Genomic DNA, 23,493 nt, shown 5'->3' on the forward strand with positions numbered 1-23,493 from the left:
TTTATGATTGAACCTTGAAATGACTTCGTAAGCGTTGAAAAAAATGTATAAGCGTTATTTTTTTTGAATTATTTTCAGATGTATAACGATTGCTGTACCTTTATATCACATCTAATTTTTGTATTTATATCATTAAAAAACACCAAACATGAAATCATTATTTGACGCAGATGCTCATGAAGAAATTCAGAATCGCATTGAGAATTTAACTACTGAATCTAAAGCATCTTGGGGAAAAATGTCAGTTGGACAAATGTGTACACATTGTCAAAAACCTTTGGAACTAGCCATGGGAAATATGAACCTCAGCGGAAAGAGACCTGGTTTTATGAAACGATTGGTTTTTAAAATTTACAAACCGTTAATGTATAACGATAAAGCTTGGAGTCAAAATTTACCAACTGCACGCGATTTTATTATTCGCGATGAAAAAGATGTAATTACCGAAAAAGCAAAGTTAGCCGAATTGGTTACTTCGTTTCACGGACTTAAAGATACTACTGAGTGGCCGGCACATCCAATGTTTGGAAAATTTACACACGAACAATGGGGAAAAATGCAGTACAAACACTTACATCATCATTTAAGTCAGTTTGGCGTCTAATTAGTATGAACTATCCACCAAAACATCACCAAGAAACTAAGTTTCGTAATATTGTTGAAACGATCAAGAAGTATCCGTTGGCAACATTGATTTCTGCAAAAGACAGCAAAATTTTCACCACACATGTTCCATTAATTTATGATGCTTCTGACGGTGAATTTGGCTCGTTGATTGGACATATAGACAAGTTTAATCCGCATATTGAGTTGTTACAAGAAAACATTCCCGCGCAAACGATATTTCACGGACCCAATTGCTACATTTCTCCAAATGTGTACAGCACAACACAATTTCCCACATGGAATTACGTCAAAGTACATATTTCGGCGAAAGCCACACGAATACCTAATAATGACGATGTATTAACTTCTATTGCACACATGACTTCCACTTTGGAATCTTCTGAGCATCCATACGTATTAGACACCAAAAATCCAAGAGCGCAAACACTGGCAGATTATATTGTAGGTGTGAAGTTGGAAATTACTGCTTGGGAAGGAAAATTTAAGCTTTCGCAAGATAAGTTGCCCAAAGACACCAATCTTGCTAAAGAAGAATTGATACAAAAAAGCCGCAATGATATTACGGCTTTTATTGACGGTCTTTTAAAAAAATAACACTATATATCATTGCAAAGCATACTGTATTTTATGGCAAAAAATACAGTGTACTTTACCCTAGCAATGACTTATAAACTAAACTGATATTTATACGATTTATTGAACTTCGTAAGACACTAAACTTCTTTCGACAGTGTGCAACGAGCTATTTGCATAAGATGATGTATTAAATATAAACCCGATACCTCCAGCAAAATAATAACGGTCACGTCCATCGTGTGGCGTTGTACCTGGCGCTTCTCTCGCATATACTTCCATCCATTGACAATCAAAATCGCCTACAGTAGTTGATATCATTTCATTTCCTTCTGCCAATGCAGTGTATAAATAGAATGAATTGTTACTTTTTATTAAGAATTCTTGATTGTCATCTCTCGAGTAAAAGACTTTTCCATATTCATTTATAAGATATCCCAAAGAATCTCTGTAGTGTTTAAAATGTTCGCCATTAGGTGAACAGAAGGCTTGATTGGCTTCGTTTCCGGAAGTTCGCGTTCTAAATGTAAAAAAGGTTTCTCCATTGATTTCTTCTGTGCCAACAATTTTGACAGAATCAATAACATTGATATTTTCAAATTCAGTGGATGCGCCATTTAATCTACGTTGATGTTCATACACCCAAGAGTTTCCAACGGTTAAGGCATAAAAATTTTCTTCTGTTTCTGAAGTTGTAGTATCGTCGGTAGAACAGGAAATAAAAGATAAGACTAGACATGCTAGTATAAACGGTTTTTTCATAATTAGTTAATTTGTTTGATTGGTAAAAAAAGTAATTATGAAGTATGCGCGTTGGTTTTAGTTGGTTCGGTTAATTACTAAACGAGACTTTTTTCATTTTAGTGTATATGCTGTTTAATTAATGTAGTTATATATACAAAAAAGCCGTAATAATATTACGACTTTAATGAATGTAATTTTTAAAATAGAAGGTTCTATATTATTCTATGCTATAGGAAATTAAACGCCTTTCTATTACAGGAATTGAACTACTGGCAAACGAAATTGTTCTCCTAACTTCTCCAATACCCTCAGCATAGTGTATTTTATCAAGTGCTGGCAACAATTCTCCTCCTGGTTCCATACGTGCATATATCTCCATATACCCGCATTCAAATTCGCCTGCTTCCGCTGTGATGATTTCAGTATTTTCGCCACGCTTCGTATATACAGGATACACTGGACCGTCATACAAGAAAAATTCTTGATCGTCTTCTCTTGAAAACACCATTTTTCCGTCATGAGAGACTAAGTATCCGAGAGAATCTCTAAAGTAGTTGAAACGTTCGCCATTTTGTCCATGAATAGGATTGTTACTATCGTTCCCAGATCTGCGAATTCGATATTTATAAAATTCGTATCCATCGATCATTTCCGTAGCTACAATTTTTACAGAGTCAATAACGCCAGTTGGGTTGTATACTGCTGTCGCTTGGTTTTCTCTCTGGTATTGCTCGTACACCCAAGAGTTTCCAACGGTTAAGGCATAAAAATTTTCTTCTGGTTCAGGAATAGTATTGTCATCGTCTGAAGAACAGGAAATAAAACATAGCGCAAGACCCGCCAATAAAAGGTAATTTTTCATAATTAATCGGATTTATTGTTTTTGGTAAAAAGTAATTATGAAGTATGCGCGTTGGTTTTAATTGGTTCGGTTAATTCCTAAACGAAGCTTTTTTTATTTTAGTGTATATGTTGTTTAAATTCTTCGAAATTCAATCCGCCATAATTCCCCGAACTCATTAATAATACTGCTGTTTCAGTTAAATTTTGATTGAATAAATATTCTTTAAATGCCGCTGGATCTGTGTAAATAATTAAATCATCACGTTGAAAAGCTTCCGCTATTTGCGCTTCCGAAACTACATCTAACTGTTTAATTTTTACTGCGCTTGGCGAATAGAATACAACAGCTTTGTCTGCTGCGTCTAAAGCACCTTTGTATTCTTTTAAAAATTCGGCATTCAAACTACTATAGGTATGTAATTCCAAACAAGCAAAAACGGTTCTGTCTGTATATTGTTCTTTTACTGCTTGTGTCGTTGCTTTTACTTTACTTGGTGAATGTGCAAAGTCTTTATATACTACTGTAGAATTTTTCTCAGCTATTTTCTCCAAACGTTTGCTTGCTCCTTTAAAAGTGGAAATGGCTTCATAAAAATCTTCCTCATCTACACCAATATGTTGGCAAATCCATTTTGCTCCCGCAAGATTGTTAAGGTTATGCTTTCCAAATACTTCAATTGGCATAAAACCATCTGGAGTTTCTAGCAAAGTTTCTCCATTTTCAATAGTGTAATTTGGTGTTTTATAACTTAACTTACGAATTGGATTTTCGGAAGCTTCTACAACACGAACTACTTCTGCATCTTCTTCGTTGTAATTAATGCTTCCGCCTTTGGTGATAGAATCTACAAATATTTGAAACTGTTCTACATAATTCTCGTATGTTGGAAATACGTTTATATGATCCCACGCAATTCCGCTTAACAAAGCAATATTAGGTTTGTACAAGTGAAACTTTGGGCGACGATCAATTGGTGAAGATAAATATTCATCTCCTTCCAAAATAATAAAATCGTTTTCTTCTGTAAGATGCACCATCGTATCAAAACCTTCCAATTGCGCACCAACCATATAATCAACTTTGATTTCATGGTAATTCAACACATGCAAAATCATCGAAGTAATGGTTGTTTTTCCATGACTTCCACCAATTACAACACGTGTTTTATATTTTGATTGCTCGTATAAAAATTCAGGATACGAATAAATAGTCAAACCTAATTCTTGTGCTTTCAACAATTCGGCATTGTCAGGTTTGGCGTGCATTCCTAAAATAATAGCATCCAAATCGGTCGTGATTTTTTCAGGAAACCAACCAAAAGTTTCTGGCAACAATCCTTTTGCATCTAATCGACCTTTTGAAGGTTCAAAAATAACATCATCACTTCCTGTAATTTGGTATCCTTTGGCATGTAAAGCTAGTGCTAAGTTGTGCATTGCGCTTCCGCCAATTGCTATAAAATGTATTCGCATGTTTTGTAGAGTTCTAAAAGTGTAAAGATAAACCGCTTTTTTGGTTTTTGGGAATTTTATTAATGAAACTCCATTTTAAAAAATCTGAAAGACATATTCAAAAATTACAAGTAAACTGAACGCAATTGAACCTTAAAAACACTTACTTCTTCGCTTTTATTATTACTTAACCTCCATAGTTAAATTGTAATTTCTTACTTTTAAAGGGAAAACCAATAATAACCATTAACTCTAACCAACATGGACAACAACAAAATCAAAGTCTTTTTTGATGAAATTATCTTAGATAAATTCATACTTAACTTTATCCCTGGACTCATATTATTCTTTGTACTCAGCACATTTATTGGCATTTCTACAGGTCAAGGGCTGACCATATTTTTAATAGTAACTTCAGTTTCATGGGTTTTGGGAATTTTATTAGAAATGATTTTTTTCAAAAAAGCGTATACGGCTAAACGCGAAGGAAAAGCATTTACATCAAACGAAAATCTAAATTTATTATTTGGTAAAGTTGGAATCAGTATTCTAATTGCCTGTCTATTTTGGATTGATATAGAATCTGTTTTAAGTTATTTTGATTATAGAGGAAGTATGAACGGAACAAGAGTTTTCTTAATCATTCTAAAATTTGTGCTCTTTGTTTTAGGTGGACTTTTCTTGTATTTACACTACTTAAAAAGCAGAATAAAAGACTAATACAATATAGTATATTACACATTAAATTCAGAAAGAGTATTAGGTTACATAACTATACTTTTTCTGAATTTTTACTTCTAAAAACCTATAGATTCACTGAACAAGTTTCTTTTTGAATTCGTATCTGAACAAACGGTTGAAGTCTCTGAAATCATAATCACTTTCTTTGTAGCGCTGTATCGCGAGTTGGAATTTGAAAAACATCCTAAAAAAAGTCATAACTTTATAAAAACGAACGTATACCAGCTTTCCTATGAAATCAACAAACTATTCTAGTTTCAGCATACTCCTAGCCTACTTTTGTTGTTTTTTTGCGAATGCACAAGTAACCGTTGAAAAAAAAGATGCTACTTGGAACTTACTCGTTGATGGAAAACCATTTGAAGTAAAAGGCGCTACATTTGGTTACTCGGATGATGTTGCTAATTACGAAACCTATTTTAAAGATTTACAATCACTTGGCGTGAATACCATTCGTACGTGGGCAGCCGGAAAAAATGCTAAAAAACTTCTTGACGCTGCTGAAAAATACAATATCAAAATTATGCTTGGTATTTGGATGCGACACGGACGACCTGGTATGGAAGATGACGACAGTTTCAATTACTTAGAAGATACTGAAGGCAAAGAAGTCATGTACCAAAATGCACTAAAAGTTGTGGAAACCTATAAAAATCATTCTGCCGTTTTGACTTGGGGAATTGGAAATGAAGTCTACCTCAACATGGCTACAGACGCCGAAAAAGAAGCCTATTCAAAACTACTTGAACGAATTTGCAAAGACATTAAAAAAATAGATCAAAATCATCCGATTACTTCTACAGAAGCATGGACCTTTGGACTCGATTGGTGGCAAAAACACGTGCCTTCCATTGACATTTATGGTTTGAATAGTTATGGCGCTGGCGCAAATTTCCTTTCGGAAGAATTACTAAAAAGAAACATTGACAAACCATATATCATTACCGAATTTAATGTTACGGGCGAATGGGATATTAAAAATGTTCAAAATGGTGTCAAAGTAGAACCATCTGACGAAGAAAAATACACTACAATTGTAGATGGTTACAATAAATGGATTAAAAGTAAATCAAACTGTCTTGGCGTATATATATTTCATTATGCCAACGGAAACGATTTTATATCACCTTGGCTATTTACACATTATAATGATTTATATCGTCCAACATATTGGGCAATTCGCAAAGCATACACTGGAAAAGAACCAACGAATGCCATTCCGAAAATAGACACATTTAAACTGCTTGAAACCGCAGTACAAAGCAATACTTGGATTCCTGTAAACTTAAAGGTTACGGATGCCGAAAATGAAAATTTAGACATTCACTTCTATTACAATCAACGTACAGGAAGTCGCAAACGCAGAGATCAACTCACCAAAATAAATCACAGAGGTTCGCTTACAGATGGTTTTGAAGTTCAAGTTCCAAAAGAACACGGCGCTGTTAAAATCTATGTACATGTGCAAGACAGCTTCAATAATGTCGGAATTGCTTCTACAGGAATTGCAGTGATAGATGAAGCTGCCAAAAACAAAAAATATTTAGTTCCAAAAGTACAAGCACCTTTTTATGTGTACAAAGATGGAAACGATTTGCCATATATCCCAACAGGTTACATGGGAAACTACAAAGCCATAGCTGTAGATACTCAAAGTACTGAAGAAGTACATTCTGGAAAGTATGCTATCAAAATTGAGTATAAAGCACAAAGTGGTTGGTACGGAGTTGCCTTTGTAGATCCAAAAAATGATTGGGGAAATATCTTAGGTGGTTATGAAATAGAAGGCGCTAAAAAGTTTTCATTTTGGGCAAAATCCGATTTTGATGGTGTTTATGCAACAATTGGTTTCGGACTGATTGACAAAGACAAACCTTTTCCTGATACCGCAAAAAAATCTAAAGAAATTAAATTGACCAGCAAGTGGAAAAAATATACTTTAAAAATAAAACGTGCTGATTTAAGTTGCATTCGTTCTGGCTTGGTACTCTTTTCCAGCAGTCGCGGTTTTTCGCAAAACATTTATATTGACGAGGTTGTTTTTGAGTAAGTTTCTATGTTATTTTTTATCGTATTATGAGAAATTCCAATGAAGCAATCTGTTGTTTTTTCATATTTTTGCGACTGAAAAATTATTCAACAATAGTTAATTATGGGAAACCGTAGTATTAGGAATACACTATGTACTATCTTTATCCTAGAATAAATCTTTTCTCTAAAATTTCAAAAACTTTAAAAATATAATCAATTATGGGTTGGATATCTTCAGCTATTTTAGGTTCCATAGGATTTGCAATTGGAGGTCCTATCGGTGCCATTATCGGTGTCGGATTAGGAGCTGGACCTAGTAGAAATACAGAACAAAAACAACTTTCAAACTTAGAGCAAAAACAATATGTAACATTTATAACAATATTTTCACTAAGTGCAAAAATTGCAAAAGCAGATGGTGTGGTTTCTCAAGAAGAAATAAATACGTTAAAGCATTTAATGAAAAACGATTTAAAGTTAGATGCCGATGGACAGAATGCCGCTATTAAAATCTTTAGAGAAGCAAAATCGTCCAACAAAACATTTGAAGAAATTGCGAACGATTATTACAATGCTTTTCCATACGATAAAGAACAATTGCTAATGATTGTTGAAATATTATTCATTGTCGCTGCGGCGGATAGTGTCTATCACGCCAATGAAGAAAGAATGATAAAACGTATTTTCAACATCTTTCGTTTATCTGATGTCGAGTATTCCAACATGAAATCTTTATTTTTTGAAGAAACTGACAAATACTATAAAGTATTAAACTGCACAAAGCATGATACGCCTGAAACTATAAAAAGGAACTATCGAAAATTAGCATCAGAATATCATCCTGATAAAGTAGTTTCAAAAGGACTTCCTGAAGAGTTTGAAGCATTTGCGAAAAATAAATTTCAAGAAATCCAACTTGCATACGAGACTATAAAAAAGGAACGGAAATTTTAAAAATTGTGAGCAATCAACTCAGCCACAATTTTTCGTGAAACATGTATATCAATGAGGTTGTTTTTGAGTAGTTTTTAAAATTGACCTGTTATAAACAAAACCGAAAAGTTAGTGTATTTTTGCGCGCTATTGTTCACACAAAAAATGGTGTGAACTCTTTTAATGATTAGACTTCCCAAATGCAAAATTTAAAAACCCATTACCATCCTGAGCTAAAAGATTTAGAACATAAATCGATGTTTACAAGACTTGCTACTAGAAGTATAGCTACGCAAGGAACGAACATTTTATTACTGTATACGGAACGATATGAAGATTACAGTCTTCCCGGTGGAGGTTTAGATATAGGTGAAGATAAAATAGAAGGCATGATGCGAGAGCTTACAGAAGAAACTGGAGCCAAATCTATTAGAAACATTCAACCTTTTGGCATTTATGAAGAATATAGACCTTGGTACAAATCAGATTATGACGTTCAACACATGATTTCGTATTGCTATACCTGCGATATTGACAAAGAACTAGGTAATTCAAACTTGGAGTCTTACGAAAAAAAGAATGGCATGAAAGCGGTTTGGATTGATATTCATGAAGCCATTAAACATAATAAAAAGACCATGGCTACAAGTGAAAAAAAAGGAATGTCTATTGAACGAGAAACTTTTTTACTAGAGTTGATAGTAACGAATATGAAGTGTTGATTTGTTTTTAACAACATACTGCTGAATTTGTAAGTGATTACAGAAAATACCATTGTGTATATATAATCTTTCTTTAAAAGTGATGTTGCTTCATTCTTAATATTTTTTTGCCTTGTCTATACTGAAGTATTCAATTATTTAATACCTTTCACTTGTACTACATTCGCAACGACTAACTATAATACGACTCAAACTTCATAATCGTAATGAAATATATTTTATTATTTACAATCTGCATTACAGCAATTTCGTGTTCTGATAAAGTAACTAATGACAGTTTAGAATTACAACTCAATACATTGTTTGAAAAGGAGTTCTCCCAAGATGAACCAGGAGGTTCTATATTAGTAAAAAAAGGAAATGAAATAGCATTTTTAAAAAGTTATGGACTTGCAGATATTGTAACTAAAGAAAAGATTACCGAAAATACCATTTTCAATACAGGCTCAATTTCAAAAACATTTGTATCAAATGGAATCTTGATTCTTAATGAACGAGACTCGCTATCACTGGATGATAATCTTTATAAATATTTTAATGATTTCAAGAATAAAACGCTTGCCGAAAAAGTAACTATCAGGCACATGTTATCACATACATCTGGATTGCCCGATCTTCGAAAAGTATGGGATAACTTCGATTTTTATCTCACTGCAAAGGATAAGGGAAATTTTGCACCTTTAAAGCAAGCAGACAGTTTAAATTTTGAACCTGGAACACAACATGAATATTCAAATCCTTCGTATAATGGATTAGCATTAATAATTGAACAATTAGCAGATGAACCTTGGCAACATTTTATTGAAAACAACATATTTAAACCATCAGGAATGAAACATAGCAAAATAACTAATGGTTCTTATCCTGAATCTGGTGTTGCACATGGCTATGACAATTACTATACAGAAGGAGACAGCATTTATTACGGTTCATATTATGAGTATGATTATGGAGAATTGCCCACTTTTGCCGCTGCAGGAAATGGTGGTATCTGGTCATCTGTATTAGACCTTGCTAAATACGAAGAAGCTATTCAAAAAAACGTGTTTCTAAGTAAAAAAATGGTAGATGAATCTCGAACGGTCTTTCATCCTAAAAACTGGTCAGAAACATCAGCTCCTTTTATTGGATATAGCTGGTTCACAGGTGAACAAAATCTATTAAAAGGTCAAAGTAATTTTAAAGTTGATCTTGTTTATCATACTGGTTCTCAAGGAGGTTTTAGGGCATTTTACATTACAATACCTGAAAAAGACATTCTTTTTGTGGGACTTTTTAATAGACCATTAAAAGATTTTAAAAAGTTAGTACTAAACTCAATTACTATACTCGAGAAAAATAATTGGTTAGAAAAACACTAAAAACCAACACGCTCTAATTTAACAGAATAAACTAAAACAAATAATAAATGAGTACGTACTTTTCAAAAGAAATCAAATATCTAATTCTATTTTCAATGGTATTATTATTTAATTCTTGTGCGTTGAGACCAATAACCTCTGAATATAATTTTATAGAAACTGATTTAGAAAAAGTTGATCTTGACAAATTGGGAAATGGAACAGTTCTAATTTATAATGGAGCAGATATATTGCATAAAATTGATAATACAGCAAGACTAAATATATGGATTGATGACAAAGCTTTAGGACAAATTAGATCGAGAGAATACGTTATAATTAATCTTAAAGATGGAACGTATGAATTTAAAGCTTTACATATTGATGTTTTTAACATGAGAAGTACGCACGTTGTGGAAATTGATGCAACTACTAAAGTTATTAAAATCAAGCCAAATATTACATCTAATAGATTAATAGTAACAAATGAGTTACCGAATAAATTTGAGAAGTATACATACGCTGAAAAAAGATAAATAAAGGTAATAGCCTACTCACAATAATTCAACAACACACCAAACTTCCACACCACCCAAAATTTCCCTACCTTTCTACTCCGTATATGTAAACTCATGAAAAAACTGTTTTTCTTTCTAAGTATGCTATTAAGCATGTTGCTTCAATCGCAAAACTTAAACGACATTTTTGCCAATTGTCTGATTTCAGATACGGAAAGTAATATGGCACGTGCAAATCCGATTCATATTACGGAAATTGATGAAGCAAACAATCGCATCAAAACAAACTACACACAACTAAAAAATCTACTCGTACAAGCAACGGAAAAGCAATCGTGGTTTATCACACAAAGTGAAGAAGCGTCTACCATTGTAGAAATTTTGAAGGTGGATGTAAAAAGTGGTTGGATTACACTTGGCGAAACTTACGCAGGTGTTTTTAATATGGACGAAGGCGAAACTTTAGAATTCTTTAATCCGTTTATCAATTACAAAATCATTCAGAATAGACCTTTATTTAAAGAATATCCAACATACATCAACGACGAACAAATAAACTATATTCAAGCTGGCGGCATTATAGAAAGAGCCAAGAATGAGTATGTATTACTTACGCCTGTGGTTTTTGGCGCGCATGCAACAAGAGCAATCTATTATGCCACAAGTTCTAATTTGGAAAACTGGTCCTTTCAAGAGAAAAAAATACTCGATACGTCACAAATTCCATTCGCAAAGAAAACAGGAAATGTATTCAGTACAGGAAATCCGTTGCAATTACAAAACGGTACATATCTAGTTTTACTTGGCGTTGAACAACCAAACGGAAAGTATACGTCTGCATATATGATGCTGAACAAAAAATTAGAAATTGTACAAGCACCACAGGAAATCAAGATTCCAAATTGGCATGGAGAAACTCAGAATAGTTTTCCCTTGGCAATCACAAAACACAAAGGAGTTTACAGAGTGTTGTTTCACAGAAGAAGCAAACGATTTATTGAATCGGAAGTGCATGAAATCACCACAAAAAACATTCTAAAAGCATTCAATCAAAACAAAGGAATTATTTCATCTAAAATCATACAAAAAGCCAAAAATGAAACTGGATATGTACATGGAAAAGCTGATGATGCCAGTTATATTACCTACAAATCCAAGCTCTATATTTTATTAGGAAGCGAAGAATTGCCTTCTGAATATCTAACTTCATTCAATCGCGAATATGGTTTGCTTTCGCTTGAAAATGATGAATGGATTCACGATGAGCGTAGTCCGTTGATAGTAAACCCAATGACGATTCACAATAAATATCCTGAATACGAATGGACTTCCGATCATTTAGGCGGTTTTATTTCTCCAATATTTCATGACAATTATCTGTATTTATTTTTAACTTTCGGAACAGATAATCCTGATTACTTACTTTCGGGAATTAAAATAAAAACCAACTAACCAAAACTACCAAACATGAAAATTATCGATCTTTCCAAACCGATTCAATACAACAAAAATGATCCTTGGTTTATGAAAGTTAAAATCAAACATAAACCACATCGCAAAGCCAAATGGCTCATTCGTGTGTTGGGATTGCCTTTTAAATTATTTCCAAAAAACTTTACAGGTTGGGCAGATGATACGATTCAAAAAATGGGCGTACATTCTACCACACATATTGATGCGCCTTGGCACTACTCGCCTACTGTAAATGGTGAGAAAGCGAAAACTATTGATGAGGTTCCGCTCGATTGGTGTTATGGTGATGGAATTGTAATTGACATGAAACACAAAGCCGATTTTGATGCGATTACAGTAGAAGATATCACTGGATTTTTAGAAGAAAACAATCTAACGATTCAGCCAAATATGATTGTGTTGATTAAAACAGGAAGAGACAAATTTAACGGCACAAAAGATTTCCATAAAGTCGGTACAGGCATGAGCGCCGCGGCTACAGAATGGTTGATTGATAAAGGAATTAAAGTCATGGGAATTGATTCTTGGGGCTGGGATTTGCCATTGCCATACATGCTAAAAAAAGCCAAAGAAACTGGAAATTCTGAATTATTTTGGGAAGCACATTTAGTCGGACAACGCAAAGAATATTGCCACATGGAACAATTGGTTAACTTAGATGCATTGCCATATTCCGGATTTAAGGTTGCAGTATTTCCTTTAAAAATTGTAGGAGCTTCTGCAGCTCCAGCACGTGTAGTAGCAATGTTGGAATAAAAAGAAAAGATAGTGGATAAAGAAATGAGAGAATATTTTCTAACTAAATGCTATAACTGGTACTTAGAAGAGGAAATAATTGCGCTTAGAAGATTCAGTTTAACAGCTTATGGAGAAGAAACAACTAGAAAAAATGCTAAAGTCTCTAAAAAAATGGAAGCTAGTTATGGTTTTCAAAATGAAAAAATAAACAACATTGTCGCACTTGGTTTAGAGCATCTCCAGAATAAAATTGCAAATCGCTTGTTGAAAGAACATCCTGAATTATTGAACTTTTGTCCAAAATGCAACAGACTTGCCAGAACACCAAAAGCTAGACAATGCAGACATTGCTTTCATACATGGTTTGATGAACCTGTAAAATTTTAAATCAGATTTATGTCGTACCATCAAAAAGATTTCTTTTGGTTGAAAGCATAAAATTCACGACTTTTAATGCTTTACAAATCAATTAAGCATATTTTAATGCTTCTTCCCTCAAAAACCTGTATTAAATTCAACAGTGAATGAATAAAGAAATCAATACTTGCAAAGAATGTAAAAGTGACTACTTTACTAAAAAATCTAAAAAAGAAAACCTCTGTCCAAACTGTGCTCATTATTTGTATGGACAGAAGGAATGTAAGCATGAAATGAAAAGAGGGAAATGTTACAAATGTCATTGGGACGGAACTTTTTCTGAACGTATTACTGCATTGATAGAAAGAAATGATAAGAAGTTTAAAAATATAAACATAAGTATCATAGTTACTACTGTTATACTAATAATTTCATTGCCATTAACTATTATTGGGCTTATATATTTTGATTCTACAGTTTTGAGTCTTACAAAATATTCCTTTTCAAGAAACGTTTTGTTCTTTTTAAGTGTTTTTGGAGTGCTTGTTTCCATTCCATTTCTGATCAAAGCGAAAGCATATAAAAAACGATTACGAAAAGAAATTCCGTATTTGAATTAATCGCTTAAAATTCTTGTTTTCATAAAGAATTTTCACTCAAAGTGAAACATTAAGGCAAAAACACATACGTATACCATAAAGCACACACTAACCTAAAATTAAAAAACTATGGAAATATCTATTGCGCTCATTGTAATTGTTGTGATCGTTTTAATTGCAGTTGCTGCTACTTATAACAGTTTAATCGGTAGAAGAAATCAAGTTCAGAATGCAGAAAGTTCTATTGATGTCATGCTCAAAAAACGGTATGATCTCATTCCAAATTTGGTAGAAACGGTAAAACAATACATGAATCATGAGAAAGATTTATTAGAAAACATCACCGCGCTCAGATCAAAATTAGTCACATCTTCATTAGATAAACCCAAAAGAATTGCCTTAGAAAATGAATTATCACAAGGCTTGCAACAATTGAATATTAGTGTTGAGAATTATCCCGATTTAAAGGCAAACGAAAACTTTTTAAATCTTCAGTATAACTTAAACGAAATTGAAAGTCAACTCTCGGCATCCAGAAGAGCGTACAATGCTTCTGTATTGGATTATAATAACGGATTGGATAAATTCCCTTCAAATATCATTGCCAATGCTTTCAATTTTAGAAGAGAAGAGTTTTTTGATGTATATCCTGAAGAAAGAAGCAATCCAAACGTGAAAAACTTATTTGATAGCGAATGATTTCTGAAGAAGTTAAAAATAAATATGAAGGCATCCTTGCCATTTTTAAAGCTACCAAAAAAGATATTTTCGCGAGGTCTAAAAAAAACTGGAAAAACGCATTTTACGCATATCTTGGTCTTGTCGTATTAGCATTGTTATTATTTTCTTTTGGTGTTATTAAACTAAAAGGTTCTGCCATACTCATACTATTTATTGTGCCTGCCATTGTTTTTATAATTCCTGCAATTATTTCTTCTACGCTCAAAGGGAAATGGGTTCAAAAATATAAAGATGAAGTACTGAAACCTATTGTAGAAGCTCAGTTTCCAGGGATTATATATGAAGACAGACAGCATATTTCTGAAAGAATGTTCAATGCAAGTAATATTTTCTCAAATCCTGATCGGTTTAAAGGTGAAGACTTATTCAGCGGAAAACTAGAAGCTACTGCCTTTACTTTTTCTGAAGTTCATGCCGAAGAAAAACACGAAAGTAAAGACAAAGATGGAAATACAACTACTTCATATAGCACTATTTTTAAAGGCCTTTTTTTAATTGCCGATTTCAACAAGGAAATTCAAAACGAAACCTATGTGTATTCTTCTGGCGGAAAATGGTTTTCACGATTCAAACGTGTACGACTCGAAGATCCAGTCTTTGAAGATCGATTCAATGTATACAGTGACGATCAAGTGGAAGCAAGATATGTTCTCACTCCTAAGATTATGAACAGAATTGTAGAACTCGAAGATCGATTTGGCGCAAACTTATATCTATCCTTTAGAGGATACAATGTATATATTGCTATCAGCGAATCGTACGATATGTTTGAAGCTAGTATTCATGATGAGGTAAACTTCAATCAAATTGAACGCTTTCTTGCAGAAGTCAATAGCATTTTAGCCATCATCAATGATTTGGATTTGAATCTGCGAATTTGGACGAAACGATGATTTAATCAAAGAAAAATCATTGAATTACATCTTCAAAATTGTTTATTTTTGGTAGAAAGAATAAAAATTACGAATTTTAATAAAAAAATAAGATGGCTACGCTGAATGAAATTAAAAACAAGTTAATTGATCAAATTCTTATTACAAAGAATGAAAAATTACTGTCTGCCATAGAAAATATATTTAGTGCTACTGCTACAGAAGAAAAACTAGTGTTGGATTCGTATCAAGTTGAAATGTTACTGATGAGTGAAAAAGATATCAAAGAAGGCAGACTAATTTCTGAATCCGATTTAGAAGAAGAAGATTCTGAATGGATGAATTAAAAATATTTTGGACACTTTCCGCAAAAATGCAAAGGAATCACATTTTTGAATACTGGAATGAAAGGAATCAAAACAAATCATATTCAAGAAAACTAAATCTTTCAATAAGAGAACGCACCAAGCTTCTTAAAACTCAACCAAAAATTGGCAAAAAGACTCATTTTAAAAATACGAGAGTTATTTCGCTAAAACATTACTCCATCATCTATAAAATAGAACAGTCTCAAATTATTATTCTAGCTTTTTGGGATAATCGACAAGACTCAAAAAAATTATTTGATTTCTTAAAGAAAATCTAAAAAATTACATCTCCAAAACCTTCGCTTTATGCTCCGTAAAAGGATCTAATTTATCTTTCGCTAAGGCTTTATTAATCCATTCCAGTGCTTTTTGTTTGTCGCCTCTATGCTTAAAAATTTGTGACAAACGGTAATATGCCCAAGACACAGGAACACCATCTTTAGACGTATAATTTGTAATGTATAAATACAAACACTTCTCCCCTTTTTCGAGTTGAAGATTATAATCGGCAGCAACTTTTCCAATTTGATAATGCATGGCATTTCGTTGGTGTTTTTTATGCGATTTTTCAATGTTTGCAATTGCTTTTAAAGGCTGATCGTTCTTTTCATATAAGTTGGTTAACTTATCATAACAAGTCATAGAACCACCAACTTTAATTGCCTTTTTATAATATTCTTCTGCCTTTTTTGGTTCGTCATCGTATTCGTAAATATATCCTTTTGCCAAATACCCGTCTACTTTAGAAAGGTTTTCCAATTCATTGGCGTATTTCATTGACTTCTTATAGCTTCCACCAACAATTCCAGGCAACTGCATATACAATTCTACCATTGCCCAACGAACATCAATATGTGTCGGATCGAGTTCAGCAGCACGCTTAAAAGCTCTTTTTACATCGCCAATTATACCCAAAGCTCTAAACTTATTTACTTCCAAAGCTTTCATTCCTTTTGCACCACCATATTTATAATGATAATTCGCATTATAATCGTCCATCTCAACCAACGTCTCATAGTTTTCAATGGCTTCATCCCATTTCTTCTGATATCCGTACGAATCGCCCAAAAGTTCAAGCAATTGACGATCATTTGGTGATTTTGCAACAGCATCTTTTAAAATAGTTTCGGCTTGACTGTATTGTTTGCTCTCTAATAATTGTGCTGCTCTTTCTGCTGTTGTTTGACTCATTAACAACATCGGAATACATAAAAGGACTAAAAAATAATGCTTCATTTGTGTGTAATTTTAATAACTAGTATCAGTTATTGTTTCAAAGATACTATTTCATCTGCATTTGTTAAACAAAATATATAAAGCTTTGTTCATCAATTTCGCTTCTTACTTACTATATTAAAAAAAATAAATAGTATTAACTTTTACTTTTTGGAATACTCTTTGTTTTTATATTGAATAAAACCGTTTTGTTTTGTAAAAATTCTTACTTTACATACGTAAAAACCTCTTTTGAAGTTTTATGTAAAGACAACGAAAAAATAGATTTTACATTGTGAACAAATTTAAAACCGAATGAAAAACGTCCTCGCTATATTTATGATCGTATTATTTAGTCAATTTTCAAACGCTCAAGAAAAGTATTCCAAATTATGGAAAGAAGTTGCAACTCTTGAAAAGAAAGGATTGACCAAATCAGCTTTTGAAAAAGCTTCGGAAATTTATAAAATTGCCAAGCGTGATCAAAACAATCCGCAAATTATCAAAGCATTTCTGCACAAAGCAAACTATCAATTAACTTTAGAAGAAAATGCAGAATTGACGATTGTCAATGAACTCAAAGCAGAAATAGCCTCGCAATCATTTCCTTCTAAAAATATTTTAGAAAGTATTCTAGGTCAGTTGTATTGGCAATATTTTAAATCGAATCGTTATAAATTTTACAATCGTACCGAAACAGCCAAAAAAGTAGATGCGAATGATTTTAGAACTTGGGATTTAAACACTTTGTTCAAAGAAATATTTACACATTTAGATGCTTCTCTTGAAAATGCAGGTCAATTGCAAGACATTAATTTAAAAGAGTTTAATGAAATTCTAAGAACACAAGAAGGTTCAAAAACCTTTCGCCCAACCGTGTATGACTTTTTAGCGCACAATGCCTTAGAATTTTACAAATCGCCAGAACATAGCATTACCAAACCTAGTGAGAATTTTGAAATTGACGATGAAGAATATTTATGTGGCGCGAAACTGTTTTCAGAATTGAATTTGACAACAAAAGATATGCTTTCGCAAGAATTTAAAGCACTTCAAATTTATCAAAACTTAATTCGTTTTCACTTAAATGATGCATCTCCAGAAGCATTAATCAATGTAAATATTGAGCGTTTAAAATTCATACAACAAAATGCAACTTTTGATGCGTCGAAACAAAAACTTATTGAAGCGTATCAGAATGAAAAAACAACGCATGCATCACATCCATACTCGAGAATGTACGATGCTAAAACTGCTCAATTACACAAAGAATTTGGTGATACATACAATTCAAATACTCCAGAAAAGCATCAATGGGAATACAAAAAAGCAATTGAATTATGTGAAAGTGTAATTTCAAAATTCCCAAAAAGTAAAGCTGCAAAAAAATGCAATGTAATTAAAGCGACAATTCTAGAAAAAGAGTTTTCTATTGCAACAGAAGAATTAATTCCAATTGCGAAGTACTCAAGAATGTCAATCAACTATAAAAATGTTGACAAGCTCTATTTTTCAGTTCATAAAATTAAGCACAATCAATTAGATGCTTACAAGAAATTATACAAGAATGAACAACGCATCAATTTCATCAACAAATTGACTGCTAACGAAACATGGAACGCAACTTTACCAACGGAAAATGATTACCAATCTCATACGACCGAAATTGCTATTCCGCCATTACAAAATGGGTTTTACATCATTACAGCTTCAAATACTGAAAAGTTGAATCCTAAATTTATCGCAACCGATTTATTACAAGTAACAAATGTTGCCATTACACATAAAAAAACACCGTCTAAATACATTTTCCAACTAACAGATAGAAATGACGGAAAACCTATTGCAAATCAAGCAATAAATATCACATACAAAATAGGATACAGAGGAAAAACAGGGCAACAAACGCTTACTACAAATGATAGGGGAAATGCTATATTAGATGGAAAACAAAATGGGCGTATTCATAATTTGAACATTGAGGTTCCAAAAGAAAATGATGCCGCATATTTTAGTAATTTCAATTTCTATCCACGCAATGTTGTAGAAGATACTGATCCGAAAAGAACGCTCTTTCTATTTACAGACAGAAGCATTTACAGACCTTCTCAAATGGTCTATTTCAAAGGAATCTTTGTGCGTAGAGAAGGAAAGCGATCAACGATTGTTAGCAGTCAAAAAGTAACACTTACATTCCGCGATGCTAATTATCAAGAAGTAAGCACAGTAGACTTACTAACAAACGAATACGGTTCGGTTAAAGGTGAATTTGCAATTCCAAACAATGGCTTAACAGGAAACTTTTCTATTCATGCTTCAGTTGGTAGAGATCAACTTGGAAGCACCAATTTTTCTGTAGAAGAATACAAACGTCCAAAATTCGAAGCGGAGTTTTTACCAATTACAGAAACGTTTTCAGTGAATGATTCTGTAGTTGCCAAAGGAAACGCCAAAGCATTTGCAGGAAGTAACATTTCTGATGCAAAAGTGGCATATTCGGTAAAACGTACACCACGCTATCCACATTGGGTATATTGGAGAAGTCCGTATATAAACACAGCTTCACAACAAATTACAAGCGGAGAAACAACGACAGATGCAGCTGGGAATTTTGAAATTACTTTTAAAGCCATTCCTGATGCAAGCGCAGATAAGAAACTATTGCCTGTATTTGATTATGAAATTACAGCAGACATTACCGATATCAACGGAGAAACGCGCAGTACCTCAACAATTGTACATGTAGGATATCATAGTTTAAAAGCAAACATTGTCATTGCTCCAAAACTAGAAGCAACAAAGCGTGACTATAAAGTAGAAATCATCACAAAAAATTTAAACGGTGAAAAAGTTCCTGCAAAAGGAAAAATTACCATTCATAAATTACAAGCACCAGATCGTGTATTGCGTGTACGTCCTTTTAAAGTGCCAGATTATAATTCAATTTCTGAAACTGAGTTTAAAAAACTATTTCCACACGATGCCTATTCTAAAGAAGAATTAAAATATCAAACATGGAAAAAAGGCAAAAACGTATTTGAGGAAACGTTTGACACTGGAAAAGAAAGCAAACTAGATTTAGGAAAAATAAAACGTTGGGAATCTGGAAAATATGTAGTTGAAATAATCTCTACAGATGCCAATGGTTTTGAAATCAAAGATATTGCTTATACAGATGTTTGGAATGCAAAGGATAAAGTAACAGCAGACAATAAATTGCTTGAAGTTTATGCTGATAAAAAAGCATATTTACCAGGTGAAGAAGTAGTACTTACAATTAATTCGGGTACACCAATACTTAATGTTACTATCGATATTGAAAAAGGAAAACAGATTGTAAAATCGTATCAAGTTTCTTTGAAAGATGGAAAACAAACCATTCGAATTCCTGTAGATAAAAAAGATGAAGGCGGATTTACAATTCACTGTTCAGGAACTATTTTTAATAGTTACGTAGCAATACAAGTGCCTATTGTTGTAAAATATCCACCTTCGGAATTAACAATAGAAACCACAACATTTAGAGACAAATTAAAACCTGCACAAGAAGAAACATGGAGTTTCCACATCAAAGGTCCAAAAGGAGAAAAAGTTGCCACAGAATTGCTTTCTAGCATGTATGATGCTTCTTTAGATGAATTTAGTAGACATAAATGGGGTTTTAACCCAATACACAAACCTCAATATTATAGCTATATTACTATCAATGCTGGTAGAAGTTTTAATATTACGCGTTTTGGAGATCATTTCGACAACAACAAAAACTACAGTTACTCCTCACAATTCTATGATAGTTTGGATTGGTTTGGTTTGTATTTTCATAACTCTAGAAGATTTAGAAAAAAAGGCATGGCGTTAGAGTCTGTTAGTATGTCAGAAAAACGAATGGCTGCACCAGTTGCAATGAAAATGGTTGAAGTTGAAGAGGATGCTGAATATGATTCTATTGGTCTAGCAGGAAATTCTGAATTAAAATATGGAAGAGGAGATCAAAATGCAAATTACAAAGATGGCGATGCTTCTTCTGCTAAAGAATATGAATTATTCGAAGAAGGAAAAACAGAAACAGTTGTTCCACGAAAGAATTTGCAGGAAACTGCCTTTTTCTTTCCGCAATTACAAACCGATAGTGAAGGCAATGTTTCATTTACATTTACCACGCCAGAAGCATTGACAAAGTGGAATGTACAATTGTTAGCACATACCAAAAACCTCAATTCTGCAACAAAAACACTAACGACAGTCACACAAAAAGAATTGATGGTATTGCCAAATGCACCGCGTTTTTTACGTGAAGGTGACAAAGTAATCATCAGTAGTAAAATATCGAATCTTTCTGAAAAGAACCTAAACGGACAAGCTACGTTACAACTCGTAAACCCTATTAACGGAACTAGCCTAGACGCTGTTTTATTTGATAGCGTAAGTACTCCGTCACAAGGATTTTCGGTAGATGCAAACGGAAATACACAGGTTTCATGGACATTAGAAATCCCTGAAGGTTTACAAGCAGTACAATATACTGTTATTGCAAAAGCAGGCGAATTTAGCGATGGTGAACAAAACGCATTGCCAGTATTATCAAATAGAATGTTGGTAACGGAAACCTTACCAATGTGGATTCGTTCTAACGAAACTAAGACGTTTACCTTAGATAAATTAGCGAATACAAATTCAAGTACATTAAAACATCACAAACTGAGTTTGGAAATGACGTCCAATCCTGCGTGGTATGCAGTACAAGCGTTGCCGTATTTAATGGAATATCCGTATGAATGTTCGGAACAGACATTTTCACGTTATTACGCAAATGCCTTGGCGAGTCATATCGCGAATAGCAATCCTAGAATTCAAGAGGTGTTCAATCAATGGAAATCTTCAGATGCTCTGTTGAGTAATTTAGAGAAGAATCAGGAATTAAAATCATTGATTTTACAAGAAACGCCTTGGGTTCGTGATGCACAATCGGAAACGGAGCAGAAAAAACGTATTGCGTTATTATTCGATCTCAATCGTATGAGAAATGAAGAAATACGCACGTTCCAAAAGTTGAAGCAAATGCAATTGCCATCTGGCGGATTCCCTTGGTTTTCTGGCGGACGCCAAAATAGATTCATCACACAACATATTATGACAGGTTTTGGTCATTTGAGAAAGCTTGGCGTAAATGTAAAAGAAGATAATGACACACAAAAACTCGTGCAAAAAGCGGTACTGTATTTAGATCAAGAGTTTGTTCAAGAATATAAAAACATCAAGAAGTATAATAAAAAGGCAGATTTATCGAAAGATCATTTGTCGTATTCGCAACTGCATTATTTGTACATGCGTAGTTTCTTTGATGAAATCCAACTCTCAAAAGAAGCACAAGGAATTAGAGATTATTATTTAGGTCAAATTAAGAAATATTGGTTAAAACGTAGTTTGTATTCTAAAGGTTTAATGGCGTTGATTTCGCACCGAATGGATCATCCAAAAACGGCAACTGCCATTTTACGTTCGTTACAAGAAAATAGTATTACGAGTGAAGAATTGGGTATGTACTGGAAAGCAAATACATCTTCTTGGTATTGGTATCAAGCGCCAATTGAAACACAAGCTTTATTGATTGAAGCCTTTGCCGAAATTTCTAATGATGTCACTACTGTAGATAATTTAAAGATTTGGCTGCTGAAGCACAAACAAACCAATCGTTGGTCTACAACCAAAGCAACGTCAGATGCTGTATACGCGCTTTTATTGCAAGGAAGCGACTGGCTTTCGGTAACGGACATGGTTGATGTTACAATAGGCAATCAGAAAATTACGCCTGAAACCTTAGAGAATGTAAAAGTAGAAGCTGGTACAGGCTACTTTAAAACTTCGTGGAACGGAAACGAGGTAACTCCAGAAATGGCAAAAGTTACCATCACTAAAAAAGGAAAAGGTATTGCTTGGGGCGGATTGTACTGGCAATATTTTGAAGATTTAGATAAAATTACCACGGCAGAAACCTCGTTAAAATTGAGCAAGAAGCTATTCAAACGTACGTATGATGATACCGGAGAAGTAATTACGGAAATTGATGAAAACACAAAACTTGAATTGGGCGATTTGGTGCGTGTTCGAATCGAATTACGAAACGACAGACCAATGGAGTTTGTCCATTTAAAAGACATGCGCGCGGCAGGTTTTGAACCTATCAATGTATTGTCGCAATACAAATGGCAAGATGGTTTGGGTTATTACGAAAGCACCAAAGATGCAAGTACAAACTTCTTCTTTGACTATTTACCAAAAGGAATTTTTGTGTTTGAATACGATTTACGTGTAAATAACGCTGGGAATTTCTCTAACGGAATTTCTACCATTCAAAGCATGTACGCACCAGAATTCAGCAGTCATAGTGAAGGTGTGAGAGTGAATGTGGATTAATTAGTGATTGAAGATTTACGATTGTTGATTGTTGATTGTTGATTGTTGATTGTTGATTGTTGATTGTTGATTGTTGATTAATAAAATATCATTTTTAAAAATAAAAAGACGCTTGTAGTATCTAAGTAATTAGGATACTACAAGCGTCTTCCTCTTCATGTAACCCAAAACAAACTGATTTTCAATTAGTTC

Annotated in this window: 21 protein-coding genes; 17 read left to right on the forward strand and 4 right to left on the reverse strand. The window is 33.4% G+C overall.

The genetic code is table 11. The features are described 5' to 3' along the window. Positions 1-148 precede the first annotated feature (148 nt). On the forward strand, positions 149-604 hold the full coding sequence (locus tag ACRBBL_RS00930) for a DUF1569 domain-containing protein (RefSeq protein ID WP_431367149.1): 456 nt from the start codon (positions 149-151) through the stop codon (positions 602-604). Further along, on the forward strand, positions 547-1,221 hold the full coding sequence (locus tag ACRBBL_RS00935; RefSeq protein ID WP_431367150.1) for an FMN-binding negative transcriptional regulator: 675 nt from the start codon (positions 547-549) through the stop codon (positions 1,219-1,221). Before ACRBBL_RS00930 ends, ACRBBL_RS00935 begins: the two co-directional genes overlap by 58 nt. Positions 1,222-1,320: 99 nt before the next feature. Here ACRBBL_RS00935 and ACRBBL_RS00940 read toward each other — a convergent pair whose 3' ends face one another. From ACRBBL_RS00940 to ACRBBL_RS00950, 3 genes are all read right to left on the reverse strand, one after another. After that, the gene (locus ACRBBL_RS00940; RefSeq protein ID WP_431367151.1) at positions 1,321-1,962 is read right to left on the reverse strand and encodes a hypothetical protein; all 642 of its coding nucleotides are present in this window, start codon (positions 1,960-1,962) and stop codon (positions 1,321-1,323) included. A 199-nt stretch (positions 1,963-2,161) separates the two neighbouring features. After that, on the reverse strand, positions 2,162-2,806 hold the full coding sequence (locus ACRBBL_RS00945) for a hypothetical protein (protein ID WP_431367152.1): 645 nt from the start codon (positions 2,804-2,806) through the stop codon (positions 2,162-2,164). Positions 2,807-2,904: 98 nt separating this feature from the next. After that, positions 2,905-4,260, reverse strand: a complete 1,356-nt coding sequence (locus ACRBBL_RS00950; RefSeq protein ID WP_431367153.1) for a UDP-N-acetylmuramate--L-alanine ligase — start codon at positions 4,258-4,260, stop codon at positions 2,905-2,907. Positions 4,261-4,500: 240 nt separating this feature from the next. On the opposite strand from ACRBBL_RS00950, the gene ACRBBL_RS00955 reads away from it, so the two are divergent. From ACRBBL_RS00955 to ACRBBL_RS01020, 14 genes are all read left to right on the forward strand, one after another. Then, positions 4,501-4,959: a hypothetical protein gene (locus ACRBBL_RS00955; RefSeq protein ID WP_431367154.1), complete on the forward strand. Its 459-nt coding sequence runs from the start codon at positions 4,501-4,503 to the stop codon at positions 4,957-4,959. Between the two features lie 253 nt (positions 4,960-5,212). After that, positions 5,213-7,030: a glycoside hydrolase family 2 TIM barrel-domain containing protein gene (locus ACRBBL_RS00960; RefSeq protein WP_431367155.1), complete on the forward strand. Its 1,818-nt coding sequence runs from the start codon at positions 5,213-5,215 to the stop codon at positions 7,028-7,030. Positions 7,031-7,230: 200 nt separating this feature from the next. Then, positions 7,231-7,965, forward strand: coding sequence for a TerB family tellurite resistance protein (locus ACRBBL_RS00965; protein WP_431367156.1), 735 nt, complete (start codon positions 7,231-7,233; stop codon positions 7,963-7,965). Positions 7,966-8,144: 179 nt separating this feature from the next. Next, positions 8,145-8,666, forward strand: a complete 522-nt coding sequence (locus ACRBBL_RS00970) for an NUDIX domain-containing protein (protein WP_431367157.1) — start codon at positions 8,145-8,147, stop codon at positions 8,664-8,666. 206 nt (positions 8,667-8,872) lie between these two features. Next, positions 8,873-10,027 carry a serine hydrolase domain-containing protein gene (locus ACRBBL_RS00975; protein ID WP_431367158.1) on the forward strand — a complete coding sequence of 385 codons (1,155 nt, stop codon included), beginning with the start codon at positions 8,873-8,875 and terminating at the stop codon, positions 10,025-10,027. A 47-nt stretch (positions 10,028-10,074) separates the two neighbouring features. Then, positions 10,075-10,542, forward strand: a complete 468-nt coding sequence (locus ACRBBL_RS00980) for a hypothetical protein (protein WP_431367159.1) — start codon at positions 10,075-10,077, stop codon at positions 10,540-10,542. A gap of 96 nt (positions 10,543-10,638) precedes the next feature. Further along, a complete protein-coding gene (locus ACRBBL_RS00985) occupies positions 10,639-11,976 on the forward strand; it encodes a hypothetical protein (protein WP_431367160.1) in 1,338 nt (445 codons plus the stop codon). Between the two features lie 15 nt (positions 11,977-11,991). Continuing rightward, complete coding sequence (locus ACRBBL_RS00990; protein ID WP_431367161.1) at positions 11,992-12,753, forward strand: cyclase family protein; 762 nt, start codon at positions 11,992-11,994, stop codon at positions 12,751-12,753. Positions 12,754-12,765: 12 nt separating this feature from the next. Beyond that, the gene (locus ACRBBL_RS00995) at positions 12,766-13,122 is read left to right on the forward strand and encodes a hypothetical protein (RefSeq protein ID WP_431367162.1); all 357 of its coding nucleotides are present in this window, start codon (positions 12,766-12,768) and stop codon (positions 13,120-13,122) included. A 137-nt stretch (positions 13,123-13,259) separates the two neighbouring features. Further along, complete coding sequence (locus ACRBBL_RS01000) at positions 13,260-13,712, forward strand: hypothetical protein (protein ID WP_431367163.1); 453 nt, start codon at positions 13,260-13,262, stop codon at positions 13,710-13,712. A 108-nt stretch (positions 13,713-13,820) separates the two neighbouring features. Continuing rightward, positions 13,821-14,390, forward strand: a complete 570-nt coding sequence (locus ACRBBL_RS01005; RefSeq protein WP_431367164.1) for a LemA family protein — start codon at positions 13,821-13,823, stop codon at positions 14,388-14,390. After that, positions 14,387-15,325: a DUF3137 domain-containing protein gene (locus ACRBBL_RS01010; RefSeq protein ID WP_431367165.1), complete on the forward strand. Its 939-nt coding sequence runs from the start codon at positions 14,387-14,389 to the stop codon at positions 15,323-15,325. Before ACRBBL_RS01005 ends, ACRBBL_RS01010 begins: the two co-directional genes overlap by 4 nt. 92 nt (positions 15,326-15,417) lie before the next feature. Beyond that, positions 15,418-15,651 carry a hypothetical protein gene (locus ACRBBL_RS01015; protein WP_431367166.1) on the forward strand — a complete coding sequence of 78 codons (234 nt, stop codon included), beginning with the start codon at positions 15,418-15,420 and terminating at the stop codon, positions 15,649-15,651. Then, on the forward strand, positions 15,639-15,950 hold the full coding sequence (locus tag ACRBBL_RS01020; RefSeq protein ID WP_431367167.1) for a type II toxin-antitoxin system RelE/ParE family toxin: 312 nt from the start codon (positions 15,639-15,641) through the stop codon (positions 15,948-15,950). Before ACRBBL_RS01015 ends, ACRBBL_RS01020 begins: the two co-directional genes overlap by 13 nt. A gap of 4 nt (positions 15,951-15,954) precedes the next feature. On the opposite strand, the gene ACRBBL_RS01025 is transcribed toward ACRBBL_RS01020, so the two are convergent. Continuing rightward, positions 15,955-16,908, reverse strand: a complete 954-nt coding sequence (locus tag ACRBBL_RS01025) for a tetratricopeptide repeat protein (protein WP_431367168.1) — start codon at positions 16,906-16,908, stop codon at positions 15,955-15,957. Between the two features lie 294 nt (positions 16,909-17,202). Between ACRBBL_RS01025 and ACRBBL_RS01030 the strand changes: the two genes are divergently transcribed. After that, positions 17,203-23,301 (forward strand): alpha-2-macroglobulin family protein, encoded by a 6,099-nt coding sequence (locus tag ACRBBL_RS01030; RefSeq protein ID WP_431367169.1) that lies wholly within the window; start codon positions 17,203-17,205, stop codon positions 23,299-23,301. Positions 23,302-23,493 lie beyond the last annotated feature (192 nt).

This window comes from Kordia sp. (assembly GCF_050633145.1).
Taxonomy (GTDB): Bacteria; Bacteroidota; Bacteroidia; order Flavobacteriales; family Flavobacteriaceae; genus Kordia.